Here is an 18586-nt window from a genome sequence, read left to right as displayed (position 1 = left end):
ATGACATGACCGACAAGATCACCAACTGGACCAGCGCAGACGATGCCATGGTCGAAAGCGCCATTCGGCGGGGCGCGAGCCGCCGCGAACTCCTCAAGATGCTGCTGGCCGGCGGCGCCGCGGTTGCCGCGGGCAGCTTGGTGCTCGGACGAGCGACCCAAGCCGTCGCCGCCACGCCTGTTTCCGGCGGAAATTTGAAGGCGGCCGGCTGGTCGTCCTCGACCGCCGATACGCTCGACCCGGCAAAGGCGTCGCTCTCCACCGACTATGTCCGCTGCTGCTCGCTCTACAACCGCCTCACCTTCCTCGACAAGGACGGCGTCACGCAGATGGAACTGGCCGAGAGTTTCGACAGCAAGGACGCCAAGACCTGGACCGTGAAGCTACGCAAGGGCGTTACCTTTCACGACGGCAAGGACCTCACCGCCGACGACGTCGTCTTCTCGCTGAAGCGCCATCTCGACAAAGCGGTCGGCTCCAAGGTCGCCAAGATCGCCGCGCAGATGACCGGCTTCAAGGCGGTCGACAAATCGACCGTCGAGATCACGCTCGCCGACCCGAACGCCGACCTTCCGACCATCCTTTCGCTGCATCACTTCATGATCGTCGCCGACGGCACCACCGACTTCTCCAAGGGCAACGGCACCGGCGCCTTCGTGCTGCAGACGTTCGAACCGGGCGTGCGGTCCGTCGTCACCAAGAACAAGAACTACTGGAAGTCGGGCAAGCCCTATCTGGACTCCTTCGAGTTCATCGCCATCAGCGACGACAGTGCCCGCGTCAACGCCCTGCTTTCCGGTGACATCAATTTCGCGGCCTCGATCAATCCGCGCGCCATGAAGCTCATCGGGGGCCAGCCGGGCTTTGAACTCTCGAAGACGACTTCGGGCAACTATACGGATCTCAACATCCGGCTCGACATGGACCCGGGCAACAAGGCCGACTTCGTGGCCGGCATGAAGTATCTCGTCAACCGCGAGCAGATCGTCAAATCGGCACTGCGCGGCCTCGGTGAAATCGGCAACGACCAGCCTGTCTCGCCGGCGAACATCTTCCACAATGCCGACCTTAAGCCGAAGGCTTTCGACCCCGACAAGGCGAAGTTCCACTTCCAGAAGGCGGGCCTGCTCGGCCAGTCAATCCCGGTGGTCGCGTCCGACGCCGCGACCTCGTCGATCGACATGGCTGTCATCATCCAGGCCGCCGGCGCCGACATCGGCATGAAGCTCGACGTGCAGCGCGTCCCGGCAGACGGCTACTGGGACAATTACTGGCTCAAAGCGCCGGTCCATTTCGGCAATATCAATCCGCGCCCGACACCGGACATCCTGTTCTCGCTCCTTTATGCCTCCAACGCGCCCTGGAACGAGAGCCAGTACAAGTCCCCGAAGTTCGACAAGCTGCTGATCGAGGCGCGCGGCTCGCTCGACCAGGCCAAGCGCAAGGAAATCTACAACCAGATGCAGGCCATGGTCTCCGAGGAGGCGGGCACCATCATCCCGGCCTACATTTCCAACGTCGATGCCCTATCCAGCAAGGTGAAGGGTTTGGAGGCGAACCCGCTTGGTGGCATGATGGGCTACGCAATGGCCGAACACCTGTGGCTCGAAGCCTGAGAGGGTCCTGCCGGGGACCGGACAGCCGGTCCCCGGCACCTATTGCGCAACTTGGCTTGGCCGAACGCAACCGCAGGAGCGCTTCCATGAAGTCTGGGGTTCTAAACCTCGTGTTGAAGCGGCTGGCAATCGCGGTCGTCACCCTTCTGATCGTCCTGTTCGCGGTTTTCTTCGCCACCAGCATGCTGCCTGGCGACACCGCGTCGATCCTGCTCGGCCAGGCGGCGACCCCCGAAGCGGTCGCCGGTCTGCGCGAGGCCATGCATCTCAACGATCCAGCGATCCTGCGCTTCCTGCTCTGGCTCGTGGGCCTGCTGCACGGCGACCTCGGCACGTCCTACGCCAACAATATGCCCGTCGCGGCACTGATTGGCGGACGCCTGCTCAACACAATGGAGCTCGCAGGCATCACCACGCTGCTCTCGGTGCCGCTGGCGCTGATGCTCGGCATCACCGCCGCGATGCTGCGGGGTTCCGTCTACGACCGCACCGTCACCATCCTTTCGATCGGCATCATCTCCGTACCGGAATTCATGGTCGCGACTCTCGCGGTGCTGCTGTTCGCCGTCTATCTCAGATGGCTACCTGCGTTGTCCTCGGTCAACGAGGCTCATTCGCTGACCGACCTCTTGCGGATCTATGCGATGCCTGTGATCACGCTTACCTTCGTCATCTCCGCCCAGATGATCCGCATGACCCGCGCCGCGGTGATCGAAACGCTCTCCACGCCTTATGTCGAGATGGCGCTTCTCAAGGGTGCTTCGCGCAGCCGCATGGTGCTGAAGCACGCGCTTCCCAATGCGCTCGGGCCGATCGTCAACGCGGTCGCGCTGTCGCTGTCCTACCTGGTCGGCGGCGTCATCATCGTGGAGACGATCTTCAACTATCCCGGCATCGCCAAGCTGATGGTGGATGCGGTGGCGACCCGCGACCTGCCGCTGATCCAGAGCTGCGCAATGATCTTCTGCCTCGGCTATCTCCTGCTCATCACTGCCGCCGACATCGTCGCCATCATGTCCAACCCGAGGCTCAGATGATGGTGGCACGCGTCGCAGCCTCCCGACGGTCCTTCCTGGGCCACAGCTACAATCTCGTGGGCGTGATCGCCGCGCTGGTCATCCTGGCATGGACGCTGATTGCCATCTTCGCGCCCTACATCATTCCCCATTCGATCGGCGACATCGTCGACGACGATTATTTCGGCCCGATGCGCCAGGGGCTGTGGCTCGGCTCGGACTATCTGGGGCGCGACATGCTCTCGCGGGTGCTGATGGGCGCGCGCTATACCGTCGGCATATCGCTTGCCGCCGTCGTCATCGCCTGCTTTTCCGGTGTCGTGCTCGGCATGATCGCGGCCGTCACCGGCGGCTGGCTCGACACCTGCCTCAGCCGCTTCCTCGACGCCATGAACTCCATTCCCAGCAAGCTGTTCGGCCTTGTTGTCGTTGCGGCAGTCGGCTCGTCGATCCCAGTGTTGATCCTGACGCTCGCCGTCATCTATACCCCGGGCGCCTACCGGTTCGCACGGGCGCTCGCCGTCAACATCAACACCATGGACTTCATGACCGTCGCCCGTGTCCGTGGCGAAAGCACCATCTATCTCATCGGGTCCGAAATCCTGCCCAACATCATCCGCCCGGTGCTGGCCGATTTCGGCCTGCGCTTCGTCTTCATCGTGCTGTTGCTCTCCGGCCTGTCCTTCCTCGGGCTTGGGCTGCAGCCGCCGCTTGCCGACTGGGGCGCGCTGGTGCGGGAGAATATCGGCGGCCTGCCTTTCGCGGCGCCCGCCGTCATCGTGCCCTCGCTGGCGATCGCCAGCCTCACCATCAGCGTCAACCTGCTGATCGACAATTTGCCGAAGAAGATCAGGGACAGGGACGCATGACCAATCTCGTTGAGGTCAGGAACCTGAAGATCGAGGCAACGACCGATGCCGGGCGGATTGTCGAAATCATCAAAGGCGTCAGCCTCGATATCGCCGACGGCGAGATCGTCGCACTCATCGGCGAGAGCGGCTCCGGCAAGACGACAGTGGCGCTCTCGCTGATGGGACACGCCCGGCCAGGCTGCCGGATCACCGGCGGCGAGATCAACGTCAACGGCAAGAACATGGCAGCACTTTCCGAAAAGGAGCGCGCCAAATTACGCGGCACCGACATCGCCTATGTTCCGCAAAGTGCCGCCGCGTCCTTCAACCCTGCGTCCACCATCATGGAGCAGGTGATCGAAGTGACGCGGATCCATAGACTGATGCCTCCCGAACAGGCTCGAAAGCGCGCGGTCGCGTTGTTCAAAGCCTTGTCGCTGCCGGATCCCGATGGGATCGGCGCCCGTTATCCGCACCAGGTTTCGGGCGGACAATTGCAGCGGCTGTCGGCGGCCATGGCGCTCATCGGCGATCCCAAGCTGGTCATATTCGACGAGCCGACGACAGCCCTCGACGTGACGACGCAGATCGATGTGCTGAAGGCATTCAAGTCGGTGATGCGGGCGGGCGGGATTGCGGGCGTCTACGTTTCCCACGACCTCGCGGTCGTCGCCCAGATCGCCGACCATATCGTTGTGTTAAAGGGTGGCGAAGTGCAGGAGACCGGCACCACGGCTCAAATCCTTTCGGCTGCCCAGCACCCCTACACGCGCGAACTGCTGGCCGCGTTCGAACCGAAGCGGCGGCAAGCGCATGCGGACGCGAATGCGGCAACCAGGCAGTTGCTGCGCATCGACGATTTGACGGCCGGCTACGGCGCGGTTCGGGATGACGGACTGCCCCTCATCCGCGCCGTCAACTCCGTCAGCCTGGTCGTGGAGAAGGGGCGCAATCTCGGTATCATCGGCGAATCCGGCTGCGGAAAATCGACGCTGGCGCGGGTGATCGCCGGCATCCATCCGGCGGCCGCCGGAGAGATCGTCTTCGACGGCAAGGAACTGCAGCGCGCGGCGGGCAAACGCAGCCAGGACCAGCTGCGCGAGATGCAGATCGTGTTCCAGTACGCCGATACCGCGCTCAATCCGGCCAAGCCGGTGGAAGACATCATCGCCCGTCCGCTGGCCTTCTATCACGGGCTCGACAGACAGACGCGGTCGAAGCGCGTCGACCAACTGCTCGACATGGTGCGCCTGCCCAAGGCGTTGCGCTACCGCCATCCATCGGAGCTCTCGGGCGGCCAGAAGCAGCGCGTGAACTTCGCGCGCGCTCTGGCAGCCGACCCCAAGCTGATCATCTGCGACGAAATCACCTCGGCACTCGACACGGTGGTAGCGTCCGCGGTGATCGAGCTGCTCAAGGAGCTGCAACGCGAGCTGGGGCTCTCCTATATCTTCATCAGCCATGACCTCTCCGTCGTCGAGGCCATCTGCGACGAGATCATGGTCATGTATAATGGGCAGCGCGTGGAACAGATCACGCCCGACAAGGTCAAGGCAGCTACCCACCCCTATTCCAAGCTTCTGTTCTCCTCAGTGCCGAAACTCGATCCCACATGGCTCGACGGCCTCGTCCGCGATCCCGAACTGGTCAGCCAGTACGGCCACCGCTGACTACCTCGGAAACAGACTGGGCAGCGGCATCGAGGCAAGCCAGCATGCCGGCTTTCACCCGTTCTACAATTGCGAACAGAGCCGGTAGGCTTCATAGATCGACGAGTAGATATCTCGGCTGGCAACGGCGTCTCCAATGCGGTGCAAGACGAACGATCCAGCAGCTTGGAGACCACCACCCGGCTTTGTCTTCGTTCCCGTCATGAGTGCGATGTCGGTGACGCCGTTGTTGGCGGAGCGCGCGCGCAATTCCTGGTAGGTATCTTCCATGGGCGCCGTGCCGCGCTCGACAATGAGTTGGCCTGCCGTCATTTCCGTTTCCGCGCCGGTGAGCTCATGCCGGAACCTGGCGGCGATCCCGTTGCCTTGGCCCGCCGCCTTGACCAGGCGCACGTCGCTGACGACTCGGATGCCGAGTTCCGAGGCAAGTTTGCGGAAACTCACCCTGTCCGGATAGGGCGTCTCGATCGCCAAGGTATCGTCCGCTATGGCCAGGCTAACCACGCGCCCCAGGCGGGCAAGATGCAGGGCGCACGAAATGGCGGCCTGGCGTCCAGTCTCATCGTAGATGAGCACATCGTCCTTCGCCGGCACGACGCCGGTCAAGACATCCCAGACGCTGTCGCAATGTTCGGCGCCCTCCAGCCATTCCATGTCCGGAACGCCACCGGTGGCCACGATGACCGCGTCCGGCTTCTCGGCCAGAACGATCTCTGCGTCCGCATAGGTGTTGAGACGGACTTCCACACCGAGGCGGGCGAGTTCATCGACGCGCCAGTCGACTATGCCGATGAGATTCTTGCGGTCGACGGCGGAGGCCGCAACGAGCACCTGCCCACCGAGCCGCGCTCCGGCTTCAAGCAGGCAGACTTGGTGCCCGCGCTCGGCGGCGACCCTTGCCGCTTCCATTCCACCCGGCCCCCCGCCGACCACGACCACACGTTTCGGCGTTTCGGCCCCGGCGATGGTATGGCTGATGATCGTTTCATGGCCGCTGGCCGGATTGTGAACGCACTGCACCTTCTTATACAGGCAGTAGGAAGCGCCAACGCACGGGCGAATGCGGTCTTCTTCTCCCCGCATCAGCTTGTTGACGATATGCGGGTCGGCAATATGCGCCCGCGTCATGCCAACCAGGTCGACAAGGTTCTCGCGGATGGCATGCCTGGCCGTGGCTACATCCCTGATGGCTGCGGCGTGGATGACAGGCAATCGGGTCTCCCGCTTGAACTGCCCAACCAGCGGCAGAAACGGCGCGCTGCGGGTGAACATGCCAGGCATGTTCTGCTCGGCCAGAGACAGGTCGGTGTCCATGCGGCCAAAGATGCAATTGAAGAAATCGATATGGCCTTCGCGCTCGAACAACCGGGCGAAAGCGAGGCATTCCTCGAAATCCGATCCGTCATCGACCGCCTCGTCGATGACGAACCGAATGCCGACCGCGAAATCGTCGCCAACCGCCTGGCGAATCGCCTCATGAACCATCAGGCCGAAGCGCGCGCGATTTTCGAGCGAGCCGCCAAATCCATCCATGCGTCTGTTGGTTCTGCGCGACAGGAACTGGCCGATGAGATGGCCGCCGGTGACGGTCTCGATGCCGTCCAGCCCACCGTCACGGCAGCGCTTGGCGGCGCTTGCGTAATCGTTGACGATCCTGTCGATGTCGGCGGCGTCCATCTCCTTCGGAAAATTCCGGTTTCGCGTCTCGCGAACCCGTGACGGCGCAACCGGCGGGAGCCAGTTCCCGGCATAGGCGGTGGCGCGCCTGCCAAGATGGGAGACCTGGCACATGACGGCCGCGCCGTGGCGATGGATTCGCTGCGACAGAGACTGAAGATGGGGGACGATGCGATCGCTCGAAAGGTCTAGCTGACCACCGCCCCAGCTCGAGTCGGGCGAGGTCATCGCCGAGCCGCCTGCCATGGTCATCGCCAGGCCGCCGCGCGCTTTCTCCTCGTGGTAGAGCTGGTAGCGCTCGAGCGGCAGGCCGCCTTCGTCCAGCATCGAGGCATGGCTGGTGCTGACGACGCGGTTGCGCAGCGTCAGACCCTTGAGCCGGAACGGCTGAAGCAGAGGATCGCCGGATGTGCTGTCTGCTTGAGATGCCGCTACGTTCACGTCGTGCTCCGTGCCATTCCTGAGAGTTATAGTCTGCCCTTTACGGGACTTCAGAAAGCTTGAAAATTGTTGGGGTGGCTATACGCTGAACGTATGGCTGATTTTGCAAAACTCGTTCCTTCCGCGCGCGGACTTCTCGTTTTCGAGGCTGCTGTCCGGTTGGGCAGCTTCACGGCCGCCGCGCGGGAGTTCAACGTCACTCAACCATCCGTTAGCCGCAGCATCGCCCAGCTCGAAGCCGATTTGGGCGCCGCTCTGTTCACCCGGGAGCCAACGGGATTGGCCGTGACCCCGGAAGGGCGCGCCCTTTATTCGGCTGTACGAGAGGGATTTGAAGGCATCGCGCAGGTGATCCGGGAGATCAGGCAGAACAGCGCTGCAAAGCCGCTGGTTACCCTTTCCCTTTCGAGTTCTCTGGCAACACACTGGTTTGTTCCCAGATTAGGGGCGTTCAACAAGAGATTTCCTAATGTGGACCTGAGGTTCGAATTGATCGCCGGCGTTCTACGAGGGCCTGCCGAGAATGTAGACCTTGCCACGAGAATCCTGACCGACGACGATACGCAGTATCACCGCTGGGCGTTCTCGCCGGAAATCATCGTTCCCGTGTGCAGTCCATCCTATCTGTCGGCCCACGGTCGGTTGATACATGCCGGAACCGGGGACAATCATGTCCTGCTTAATCTGACAGACGCCAAGGAGCAGTGGCTGGACGCCTGGGGCAGTATAGCGGACCGCAGGACCAGCAAGGCGAAGTGGCTCGAGTTCTCGGACTACGCGGTCGTCCTTCAGGCAGCGATGAACGGGGAAGGCGTGGCGCTCGGCTGGCTCAGCAATGTTTCAAGGGCGCTGCTTCAGGGAACGCTTGTTCCGGCCTCGGACAGGCAGATCAAGACGGGCCGGATTCATCAGCTGATTGCACCGCGCTCAAGGCCGGTACAGCCTGTCGTCTCTGACATCAGCGCCTGGATGATCGCCGAGATGCAAGCCGAATTGAAAGCATTGCACGCGATACTGCGGCTGGACATTCTGTAGCGGGCTGCGGGGCGACAGCCGTAGCGTGCGGCACGGCTACCGCTGACTACCTCGGAAACAGGCTGGGCAGCGGCATGTGCGCCTTGACGATGGGAGACTTCAGCACGACGAAGCTGAAATACTTGTCGATGCCGATATCCATGTCGGTGAGCCGCTCCATGATCGACTGATACTCGCCGATGCCGGAGGTCACGAATTTCATCAGATAGTCGTAGCCGCCCGACACAAGGTGACATTCGATGACCTGCTCGATCTTGTCCACGACGGCGAGAAAACGGGCGAAGTCCACCTGGCGGTGGTTCTTCAAGGTGATCTCGGTGAAGACAGTCAATGTCTGGCCGAGCTTGGCAATATTGATTTGCGCGGAATAGCCTTCGATATAACCCTCCGATTGCAGCCTCTTGACCCGCATCAGGCATGGGCTCGGCGACAAATGAACCAGTTCGGCCAATTCCACGTTGGTGATGCGGCCGTTCTTCTGCAGTTCGTGAAGAATCTTGATATCGATCCGATCGAGTTTCACGGGTTGTCTCCGCGGAAGAGGGCCGCAGCACAAAATGCTGCCTTGCTGGTGACCATCGAGACTACCACAGCCCGCTGGGCTGTCCATCCGAGCGGATGCCGCTTGAAACGCACGGACTTTCGATTTCAACACGACTGCCGGAATAAAATTCTGCTCAGGCCACAACTGCAGCAGCGGCTGCCTGCGCGACACGCTAGATTGGCGTTTCAAGGCAGAGGGAACCATGCGCGCGCCGCTGCAGCAAATCGAAACGTCTGGGCAACTGCCGCAATCCGCTGATGTGGTGGTGATCGGCGCAGGCATCGTAGGTGTCTTCGCGGCCTACTATCTGGCCAGGCGCGGCCTGAAGGTCGCCCTTGTCGAAAAGGGACGCATCGGCGCCGAGCAGTCCAGCAGAAACTGGGGATGGTGCCGCCAGCAGAACCGCGACGCCCGCGAGCTGCCGATGGCAACCCGAAGCCTCGACCTATGGGACAGCTTTGCGGCGGAAACCGGCGAAAACACCGGCTTCCGCCGTTGCGGGCTGCTTTATCTCAGCAATGACGAGGCGGAACTTGCCGGCTGGGCGCGTTGGCGTGACTTCGCCAGAACCGCCGGCGTTACAACGTACATGCTCGACAGTGCCGCGGCCACCGAGCGGGGCCGTGCCACCGGCCGGAGTTGGAGGGGCGGCGTCTTCTCGCCGACCGACGGCACAGCCGATCCGTCGCGGGCGGCGCCCGCGGTCGCCCGCGCCATCCTCAAGCTTGGCAGCACCGTCCACCAGAATTGCGCGGCGCGCGGTATCGAGACCGAGGCCGGGCGACTGAGCGGCGTGGTCACGGAAAGTGGAACGATCCGGACCAAAGCCGCGGTCATAGCCGGTGGCGCCTGGGCCTCCTCATTTTGCCACCAGTTCGGTTTCCGCTTCCCGCAGGCGTCGGTACGCTCGTCCATCCTGTCCGTCTCGCCCGGCGCGAAGGACCTGCCGGATGCGCTGCACACCGCGAAGATTTCGGCCACGCGCCGCGGCGACGGCGGCTATACGCTCGCCATAAGCGGACGCGGACGCGTGGACGTGACCGCCCAGCAGCTGCGTTTCTCGTCGCAGTTCTTTCCCATGTTCCTGAAGCGCTGGCGCAGCATCGGGCCTGGCGGGTTGCAAGGCATGCGTTCGGGCCACGAAACGCTGCAATGCTGGCGGCTCGACCGGCCGACGCCGATGGAGCGGATGCGCATCCTCGACCCGGTTCCGGATCAGGGCACCATCCGGCTGACCCACGCCCGGGCGCTCGAGCTGCTGCCTGCACTTCGCCAGACCAGGATCAGCGCGGCCTGGGCCGGCTACATCGACAGCACACCGGACGGCGTGCCCGCCATCGGCGAGATCCATAGCGTTCCGGGTTTCTTCCTCGCCGCCGGGTTTTCGGGGCACGGCTTCGGCATTGGACCAGGCGCCGGGCACCTCGTTTCCGATCTGGTGACCGGGTCGGAACCGATCGTCGATCCGACATCCTATGACCCGCGCCGCTTCGACGCTTCGGTATGGGGCAAGGTCGCCGACTTCTAGGGCCAACTAAACCGTATCAGTCTTCCCGGAGGAAGGCGCCGATGGGTGCTGGCCGGACAGGGGCTTGCGCGCGAAACCTACCGACGGCTTCGGGCATACAGCCGGTTTGCGCGGCGACCAGTTCGACGGCAGCCAACTGGCAATAGCGCCCCTGGCAGCGCCCCATGCCGGCGCGTGAAAGTGACTTCACCCTGTTGGCCTCGCCGCCGCCGAAATCCGTCCCCTCGCGCACGGCTGCGGCAGTGACGTTCTCGCAGCGGCAGACGATCGCCTCATGGGGCAGCGCCCGTACCATGGCCGCCGGCCAGGGAAAGGCGCGAGCCAGACCGCGGGCAAAGCGCTCGAGCCGCACGAGCTTGCGCAGATCGGCACTGACCGAGGGCGCCTGATATCCGATGTCGGCAAGGCACGCCGCCGCTGCAAGGCGCCCCGCAATCTCGGCGCCATCGGCACCGAGCAGGCGAACCCCATCGCCCGCAAGGTAGACGCCGTCGTCGGCCCGACCCATTTCGTCGGTCTTTGGCAGCCACTGCCGCCACTGCTCGTCATAGGTGAAGGCGCATCCCACCAGATCGGCGAGATGTGTCTCGGCTCGCAGATGCCAGCCCATGCCGACCATGTCGCAGGAAGTGAGCTGCTGCCGTCCACTGGCATCGCGCCAGCGCAAGGCTGCGACGCCCTGCTGGTCGGCCTCGATCCGCTCCAGTGTCACACCCGCATGATAGCGGCGGCCGAGCCGCGCCCGCAGGGCCAGGCCGCGCAACGCAACGACCGGCCGGGCGGCAAGGCCTGAGCATCCCCGCACCTGCTGATGCCAGGAAGACGTATCAAGCACCGCCGCCACGTCCGCTCCAGCCTCGACGAGCTGGGCGCCGACCAGCGTCAGTAAAGGTCCCGATCCCGCCAGGACGATCCGCCGCCCAAGCGCCACACCTTGCGCCTTGAGCGCGATTTGCGCCGCGCCAAGACTGTAGACGCCGGCATTCTGCCAACCGGGGATCGGCGCGACGCGGTCGGACGCGCCCGTGGCAAGGATCAAACGCTCATAGCCGACAACCTGAACGCCGTCCTCGCCCAGCACATGCAACTGGCCGCCACGCGCGGCAATGACAGAACTGCCCGCGCAATGGGTGAGTTGCCCATCCTTGGCCAGCCGGTCGAAGAACTCATGCAGCGCGCGCGCCTTCGCCGCTTCCGACCCGTAGAGCTGCTTTGGCGTGCGGACGAACCCGGCAGGCGGACGGCGATAGATCTGCCCGCCCGCGCGATAGCCTTCGTCAATCACTGTCGGATGGAGCCCGGCCTCGACCAGCGTGGCGGCAGCCCTGATGCCGGCGGGACCCGCACCCACGATCACGATCCGTGGCGGTGAGGCCTCGTTCACGGCCAGCTCTCCGGTGGTGTCGTGCGTAGCCGCAGACCTTCGGCGACAAGGGTTGTGCACGCGCGCAGACGCGGTCCCTCCTCCTGCCATGTCCAGCAATCCTGACAGGCGCCCATCAGGCAGAACCCTGCGCGCGGTTCGGGCCCGAACTCGGATATTCGCAAGACATGCCCCGACGCCAACATGGCGGTCAGCACGGTGTCGCCCGCCAGCGCATAACGCATCTCGCCGTCGAGAAAGATCCGCACGCGTGCCCGGCCCCGCTCGGCCAGCCGGACGATACGGCCGGCCGTGTTCATTCCGCTGCCTCTTGTATCTGGTGAGGACGGGGCAATTCGGGGAAGCGTTCGCAGACCGCATCGAAGGCCGCCTGAACGCCCTCCGGCCCGGAGCGTCCTTTCATACGGCGGAAGATCTCCGTCTTGGCGAAGAAGCGCCAATGGATCGGCAAGGCATCCAGAACCACATGAAGCTGGTCATAGGCGGCCGGCGTCCACTGCGCTTCGTAACCATCGCGCTCCGGACCGAAATGGAAATGACCGACTGATGGTTCCTTGCGTGAGCGCAGCAGCTTGGTCGCGTGTTCATCGATCTCGCCGCCGCGGATGACAACGCCATAGTCACGCTCCGCGGCTGTCGGCGAGACATAGCCGCGCCGCACGTCCTGCGCGACCCGCCAGGGCTCGCGCTGAAACGGATCACCGCGTCCGCCGCCGCCGGCGGAACGGATCTCGAGCTTGTCGCCGGGCTGCAGGACCGCCGTGTCGATATTGCCCAGCCGCCGCTCGTGCTCGCCCCCCGGATTGACGACCATGTCGGACAGGCCGGCCGCCTTACCGCCCAGCACGCCCCAGGGTCGGAAGAAGCTGCGGTCGCGGTTGCGCGCCGTGATCCTGGAGTCCGGAGCAAAGACGCGGAAAGCCATTTCGGTGGCCAGCCCGCCGCGCCAGCGCCCCGCCCCGCCGCTGTCCCTGGCGAGCCCGTATTTCACGAATTCGACCGGGGTCTCGGTCTCGGTGATCTCTATCGGCGTGTTCTTGAGATAGGCGGCATCGGCGCCCGATCCGTTGGTGCCGTCGCGGTGCGGCATCGCGCCGCCACCCCCCACGACGGGGTTCACCGCCGCGATGACGCTCCGGCTGGTACGCTCATCCGTCGTCATGACGTTGATGATGCAGTTGTTGCCGGCAGGAGCCGCAGGCAGGCGCTCCGGCACTGCCTGCGAAAAGGCACCGAAGATGACCGAGCGCAGCCGGGCGCAGGTGAGCGAGCGCATGCCGACGGCGGCGGGGTGGACCGGGTTCAGCACCGAACCTTCAGGGGTGATGCAGGTGAAAGGCCTGGTGAGGCCGGTGTTGAGCAGGATCTTCGGGTTGAGCGTATAGAGAACGTAATAGACACCCACCAGCAGCATGGTGTGGCGCGGGTCGCCGCCCGAGGGCACATTGAGCGAGGAGCCGAGTTGCGGATCGGAGCCGGTGAAGTCGAGCACCGCCTCCCCGCCTTTGATCGTCAGCCTCAGCTTTAGCCGGCAGGGATTAGCCTCGACCGAATCCTCGTCGGCATAATCCGCGAATTCCCATGTGCCGTCAGGCATGGAGCGCAGCACGTCGCGCGCCTGCGCCTCCGCATGATCAAGAAGAGCGGCAACGCCTTCGATGAAGCCTGTCTTGCCGAACTTCCGCACCATTGCGTGGATCTTGCGCTCGCCGGTGTTGAGCGCGCCGACGAGTGCCTTGATGTCGCCGATGTTGAGATCCGGCTTGCGCACATTGGTGCTCATGATGCGCAGGATCATCTCGTCGAAGACGCCCTCATTCACGAGCTTCATCGGTGGAAAGCGGATGCCTTCCTGATGGATTTCGGTCAGCGCCCGGCTGAGCGAAGCCGGCACCGCCCCACCCATGTCGGTGTTGTGGATGTGGCCTCCGGTCCACGCGACGATCTCGCCATCGACAAAGACCGGCTTCCACAGATGCGTGTCGGGTGCGTGGGTGGCGACATGGCCTGAATAAGGATCGTTGGTGAAGGCAACGTCGCCAGGCCGGTAGTCATCCACCATTGCGATCGCACGGCGATACGAAAGCCCGGGATACCAGGTGGCGCCGAGTTCCATGGGGACGGCGAAGGTTGCCCCGGAGCGGTCCATCAGCATCACCGTGAAGTCCTGCGTTTCCTTGACGAAGGCGGAATGCGCGGTGCGGTGTAGCGTGTGGGCCATGTTCTCGGCCGCGGCGCGGGCATGGTTCGCCAGAACCTGAAGGTTTGTCCGGTCAAACAAAGGCGTCACTCCGCGAAAGTCAGAAGAAGATTGAGGTGGCGATCGACCCGCGCCTGAACTCCGGCGGGAATGGCAAGGGTGGTGTCTTCCTGAACGACCACGGCAGGCCCTTGGAAGCTACTGCCAGGCACAAGAGTCTGCCGGTCGTGGAGGTCTACGGTCTCGACGCCCAGGCCTGTATAGACCGGAAGCCGGCGCGCCGGACCGGCGGAGACGTCGATCTCGTCGATCTCTGGAAAGGAGAGCGCCGGACCCGCGCCGACGGCGGACAGCCTGATATTCACAAGCTCGATCTCGCCATCCGGGTCGTGGAAATCGTAGAGCCGCTCATGGGTGCGGTGAAAGGCCTGCTCGATGGCCTCTGCGTCACTCTCCTCGAGCCATTCCGGCGAAAGGACGACCTCGATCTCATAGCTCTGACCGAGATAGCGCATATCGCAGGAGAAATTGAGCTCAGCGGCCGCGTCATGCCCCTGCGCCGCGAGCCAGTCGCGGCCCTCGCTTGCGAGCGCTTCGAAAGCCGCGCGGATAATTGGGAGCGACGCGGCCGACAGCGGCGAGAAAATGGTGCGAATGAAATCTCCGCGCAGATCCGCCACCAGTCCGCCCAGTGCCGACACCACGCCGGGGCGTCGTGGCGCCATGACGCGCTTCATGCCGAGTTCGCGGGCAAGGAAAGCGCCGAGCATGGGGCCGCCGCCGCCAAAGGGCATCAGCGTGAAATCGCGCAAGTCGACGCCGGCGCGCGATGCGAGTTTCTCGACCTCGACGAACATCTCCGACACCGCGATGTCGAGGATCGCCTGCGCGGTCTGCTCGACCGGGCGGCCGAGTCGCCTCGCAAGCTCGCCGACCGCGCGATGCGCCAGCCCGGTATCGATGCTAAGTTGTCCATAGGCCATCTCGCTGTGGCCGAGCCATCCGCACACCACCATGGCGTCCGTCACCGTCGCCTGCTCGCCGCCGCGGCCGTAGCATGCCGGTCCCGGCGTCGAGCCGGCCGACTCCGGCCCGACGCGAAGCACACCCTGTGCGTCGACACTGGCGATCGAGCCGCCGCCGACGCCGATCGAACTCACCGACACGGAAGGGATATGGAGCGGAAATTCGCCGATCAGCTCTCCGGTGCCGAACTGCGGCTCACCGTCGATGATGAGCGCGAAGTCGGCCGAGGTTCCACCGATGTCGAGGGTAAGGATCCTGTCCTCGCCGGCCTGACGCGCCAGCCACGCAGCGCCGATGACCCCTGAAGCCGTACCCGAAAGCAGCATGTTGACGCAGGCCTGCTTGCCTTCGGCAGCGTTCATCAGCCCACCGTTCGACTTCGTCAGCATCGGACGGGCCGGCACGCCGCGGCTCTTCAACCGCTCTTCCAGCGCCGTCAGGTAGCCCGAGACACGCGGATGGACATAGCCGTTGAGGATGGCGGTGGAGCTGCGCTCGTATTCGCGAATGACCGGCCAGACCTCGGCCGAGGTGAAGACGAAGAGGTCGGGTGCGAGGCGCGCAATAGCAGACTTAACCGAGGCCTCCTGCGCGGCGTTGCGCCAGGAATGAAGGAAGGCCACGATGATACCTTGCGCCCCGTTCGCCTTCGCCGCCGCGACCGCGCTTTTAACGATCGCCATGTCCGGAGCCAGGGATTCGCTGCCATCGGCGCGCATGCGGGCCGGAATGCCGAAGACCATGTCGCGCGGGATGAACGGGTCCGGCCGAGAGCAGAACAGCGAATACATGTCCGGCATTCGAAGCCGTGCGAGCTCGATCACGTCCTCGAAGCCGGCATTGGTGAACAGCGCGAGCGGCGCGCCCTTGCGCTGGATGATCGTGTTGATGCCGACCGTGGTGCCGTGCACGAAGCGCGTCATATGGGTGGGATCAAAGCCCTCGCGCTCGGCCAGAAGGCCAAGACCGGTCATCAGCTCGGCGCCCGGATCCTCCGGCGTCGTCAGCACCTTCAGCGAGGCGACGCGTCCGGAGTTTACTTCAAGCGCGCAGAAATCGATAAAGGTCCCGCCAATGTCGACGCCGACCTTCCAGTCGGCCTCGTTCCCTGCCCCGTTTGCCGCGATGGCGCCATCCATGATGCGTTCCTTCCTGTCTGCCGACCAAAGCTGGCACGACCGGATGTTGCCGGTCCAAGATGGATGAGGAGCAAGGATATAAGTCGTGCTTATGCTTTGGCTCGATGCTCGCCGAGGACGGCGGAACAGGCCGCGCGAATTTCGTCGCGCATCATCTCATCGGCCCGAGAAAGGGCTCGGGCGCGTGAGGTGAGAAGCGCGATCGGGAATTCCGGCCCGGCCGCGAGCGGCCTGACCGCAAGCCCGGCAAACTGGTGCCACGGCAGCAGCGCATCGACCAAGGCGATGCCCAGACCGGCCTGGACGAAGCCGACCGCGGAGATGGATGCGTCGATCTCGAGCGACGGCGAAAGCGCCACGCCTTGCGCCTGGGCCGCGTGGGCCAGTTCATCGGCAGGGCGGGTGTTGCCGCGATAGGATATCAACTCTTCCCCGACGAGGTCGGCGAGCGTCAGCTCGGTTTTCGTTTGCAGCGCGTGCCTGGCGGGCAGCAGGCATACGAAGCCGAGTCTGCCGACCACCTCCGCCTCGATATCCGGAGGCAGCCGGTCGTCCATGGCCACGCCGATGCTGGCGTCGCCCGCACGCAGCATGTCGACGATTGCCGAGATGGGCGCGCTATGGGCACGCAGCATTATGTTGGGATGCTGCGCCCGGAATTTGGTGAACGCACGCGGCAATATCGCCATTGCCGGCGGCGGCGACGCCGCGACCCGCACCAGCCCTGCCCGACCCAGGCGCAGGTCGGTTGTCTTGCGGCGCAAGCCCTCAAGCCCCGCCGACAACCTCTCGGCATCGGGGAAGATCTCTAACGCCTCCGGGGTTGGTCGCAGCCGGCCCTTCACCCGCTCGAACAGGGTGAAACCGAGTTCGTCCTCGGCGTGGAGCAGGATCTGGCTGAGCGCAGGCTGGGAGATGTTTAGCATCCGCGCCGCGGCGGTCACGGTACCCGCGCGCATCACGGCGATGAACACTTCGAGCTGCCGGGCCCGCATGGCTACTCCATAGGTAAAACTTATGGCTTCTGTCCAAACCCATCTTTGACGCAATAGCGCGGCGCGGACAAGATCCGCTGGGATTGATTGCTAGAGGGCGCTATGGATGTAGTCGTGCTGGGCGGCGGACTGATGGGGACGGCTTCGGCCTATTTCCTCGCCCGGCGCGGCGCACGCGTGACGCTGATCGAGCGGAGCCGGATCGGAACCGGGGCAACGGTCGCCTCCTTCGGCAACATCCGGCGCACAGGACGTCATCTGTCCCAGCTTCCATTGGCCCATCGCTCGCTCAGGCTTTGGGGCGAGGCCGGGAAAATGCTTGGCCGCGACGTCGAATTCCGCGTAACCGGCCATATCCGGTTGATCTTCGATGAAGCCAGTCTCGCCGACATGCGAACCTACGCCCAGACGGCGCGGCCCTGGGGACTAGAGTTGGAGGAACTCAGCCCGCGCGAGATTCGCACCCGCTTTCCCGGCCTCGGTCCCGATGCGATCGCGGCGTCGTTCTCGCCGCGTGATGGCAGCGGCAATCCGCGGCTGATTGCACCCGCCTTTGCCGAGGCCGCGCACCAGTTGGGCGCCCAACTTGTCGAAGAAGCGGAGGTCGAGACGATCAAGCACACGGCTTCCGGGTTTCTCGTTGTCAGTTCAAAGGGAAAATTCGCCGCCGAGTGTTTGCTCAACACTGCCGGAGCTTGGGGTGCACGCATCGCCGCACAGTTCGGCGAACAGGTTCCGCTCGACGCGCGTGGCCCACAAATGGGCGTGACCGAACCACTGCCGCACCGGATCCTGCCGGTGGTCGGAATCTGGACGCGTGACAAGAACCATGGCGCCTATCTGCGTCAGGTCGAGCGGGGCAACATAGTCTTCGGCGGCGCCGCCGAAAGAGTGTCGGTGGATATCGACCCAGGCCATGCGGCCGCCGACCCCATGCGCCTGCCCATGCAATTGCGTGCCGTCGTGCGGCTGCTGCCTGCAATCGCGCAGGCCACCGTCATCCGCACCTGGTCAGGCTGCGAGGGCTATGTCAGGGATATGCTGCCGGTCATGGGACGCTCGGCGACGACGCCGGGCCTGTTCCACGCCTTCGGCTTCAGCGGACACGGCTTCCAGCTCGGCCCAGGCGTCGGCGACGCAATGGCCGAACTCATCATGACCGACCGATGCGAAACGCCGCTCGATGATTTCAGGGTCGATCGCTTCGGCCGCGCCGTCTGAAAGAGCAACTGTCGACATCCGCGCAACGACGGCCCTTTGGTCGCGAAAGAGGGACAATCCATTCGCCGGCGTCTTCGAGTATGAGGAAGCGCTGCGTTGCCCGGCACAAAGGTTTCCTCGATGGTTTTGGCCACCGGCCAACACTGGCACCGGGGATGCACGGCCCAAAATCAGAACCACTTAATTGCACCGCCGTGAAGCAGTTCCGGGAAACTATCGAAGGCTCCAGCTACGATAGCGGTC

14 protein-coding genes are annotated in these 18586 nt (G+C 64.1%); 7 read left to right on the top strand and 7 right to left on the bottom strand.

The features are described from left to right. Window positions 1-5: 5 nt before the first annotated feature. From LB543_RS19365 to LB543_RS19350, 4 genes are all read left to right on the top strand, one after another. Window positions 6-1616, top strand: a complete 1611-nt coding sequence (locus LB543_RS19365; protein ID WP_140756937.1) for an ABC transporter substrate-binding protein — start codon at window positions 6-8, stop codon at window positions 1614-1616. An 86-nt stretch (window positions 1617-1702) separates the two neighbouring features. Next, window positions 1703-2653 carry an ABC transporter permease gene (locus tag LB543_RS19360; RefSeq protein ID WP_224615211.1) on the top strand — a complete coding sequence of 317 codons (951 nt, stop codon included), beginning with the start codon at window positions 1703-1705 and terminating at the stop codon, window positions 2651-2653. Further along, window positions 2650-3501, top strand: coding sequence for an ABC transporter permease (locus tag LB543_RS19355; protein WP_140808200.1), 852 nt, complete (start codon window positions 2650-2652; stop codon window positions 3499-3501). The genes LB543_RS19360 and LB543_RS19355 overlap by 4 nt, the downstream gene beginning before the upstream one ends. Beyond that, the gene (locus LB543_RS19350) at window positions 3498-5153 is read left to right on the top strand and encodes an ABC transporter ATP-binding protein (RefSeq protein ID WP_224615210.1); all 1656 of its coding nucleotides are present in this window, start codon (window positions 3498-3500) and stop codon (window positions 5151-5153) included. Before LB543_RS19355 ends, LB543_RS19350 begins: the two co-directional genes overlap by 4 nt. 63 nt (window positions 5154-5216) lie before the next feature. On the opposite strand, the gene LB543_RS19345 is transcribed toward LB543_RS19350, so the two are convergent. Then, window positions 5217-7271: an FAD-dependent oxidoreductase gene (locus LB543_RS19345; RefSeq protein ID WP_224615209.1), complete on the bottom strand. Its 2055-nt coding sequence runs from the start codon at window positions 7269-7271 to the stop codon at window positions 5217-5219. Between the two features lie 93 nt (window positions 7272-7364). Between LB543_RS19345 and LB543_RS19340 the strand changes: the two genes are divergently transcribed. Beyond that, on the top strand, window positions 7365-8306 hold the full coding sequence (locus tag LB543_RS19340; RefSeq protein ID WP_224615208.1) for a LysR substrate-binding domain-containing protein: 942 nt from the start codon (window positions 7365-7367) through the stop codon (window positions 8304-8306). Window positions 8307-8352: 46 nt separating this feature from the next. On the opposite strand, the gene LB543_RS19335 is transcribed toward LB543_RS19340, so the two are convergent. Beyond that, window positions 8353-8829: an Lrp/AsnC family transcriptional regulator gene (locus LB543_RS19335; protein ID WP_140756925.1), complete on the bottom strand. Its 477-nt coding sequence runs from the start codon at window positions 8827-8829 to the stop codon at window positions 8353-8355. Between the two features lie 223 nt (window positions 8830-9052). Between LB543_RS19335 and LB543_RS19330 the strand changes: the two genes are divergently transcribed. After that, the gene (locus LB543_RS19330; protein ID WP_224615207.1) at window positions 9053-10378 is read left to right on the top strand and encodes an NAD(P)/FAD-dependent oxidoreductase; all 1326 of its coding nucleotides are present in this window, start codon (window positions 9053-9055) and stop codon (window positions 10376-10378) included. Window positions 10379-10394: 16 nt separating this feature from the next. On the opposite strand, the gene LB543_RS19325 is transcribed toward LB543_RS19330, so the two are convergent. The 5 genes from LB543_RS19325 to LB543_RS19305 all read right to left on the bottom strand — a co-directional run bounded on the left by LB543_RS19325 (window position 10395) and on the right by LB543_RS19305 (window position 17122). After that, window positions 10395-11762, bottom strand: coding sequence for an NAD(P)/FAD-dependent oxidoreductase (locus LB543_RS19325; RefSeq protein ID WP_224615206.1), 1368 nt, complete (start codon window positions 11760-11762; stop codon window positions 10395-10397). Continuing rightward, window positions 11759-12061, bottom strand: a complete 303-nt coding sequence (locus LB543_RS19320) for a (2Fe-2S)-binding protein (protein WP_224615205.1) — start codon at window positions 12059-12061, stop codon at window positions 11759-11761. Before LB543_RS19320 ends, LB543_RS19325 begins: the two co-directional genes overlap by 4 nt. Beyond that, window positions 12058-14043, bottom strand: a complete 1986-nt coding sequence (locus LB543_RS19315; RefSeq protein ID WP_263498759.1) for a hydantoinase B/oxoprolinase family protein — start codon at window positions 14041-14043, stop codon at window positions 12058-12060. Before LB543_RS19315 ends, LB543_RS19320 begins: the two co-directional genes overlap by 4 nt. Window positions 14044-14048: 5 nt before the next feature. Continuing rightward, window positions 14049-16127 (bottom strand): hydantoinase/oxoprolinase family protein, encoded by a 2079-nt coding sequence (locus LB543_RS19310; RefSeq protein WP_224615203.1) that lies wholly within the window; start codon window positions 16125-16127, stop codon window positions 14049-14051. Between the two features lie 89 nt (window positions 16128-16216). Further along, entirely contained in the window at window positions 16217-17122 is a 906-nt protein-coding gene (locus tag LB543_RS19305) for a LysR family transcriptional regulator (protein ID WP_224615202.1), read from the bottom strand. 102 nt (window positions 17123-17224) lie between these two features. On the opposite strand from LB543_RS19305, the gene LB543_RS19300 reads away from it, so the two are divergent. After that, window positions 17225-18343, top strand: a complete 1119-nt coding sequence (locus LB543_RS19300) for an NAD(P)/FAD-dependent oxidoreductase (protein WP_224615201.1) — start codon at window positions 17225-17227, stop codon at window positions 18341-18343. Window positions 18344-18586: the final 243 nt, after the last annotated feature.

The organism is Mesorhizobium sp. ESP7-2, from assembly GCF_020164715.1.
Taxonomy (GTDB): Bacteria; Pseudomonadota; Alphaproteobacteria; order Rhizobiales; family Rhizobiaceae; genus Mesorhizobium.
Note: the sequence above shows the minus strand (reverse complement) of the source record. Positions and strands in the feature narration are given on the sequence as shown.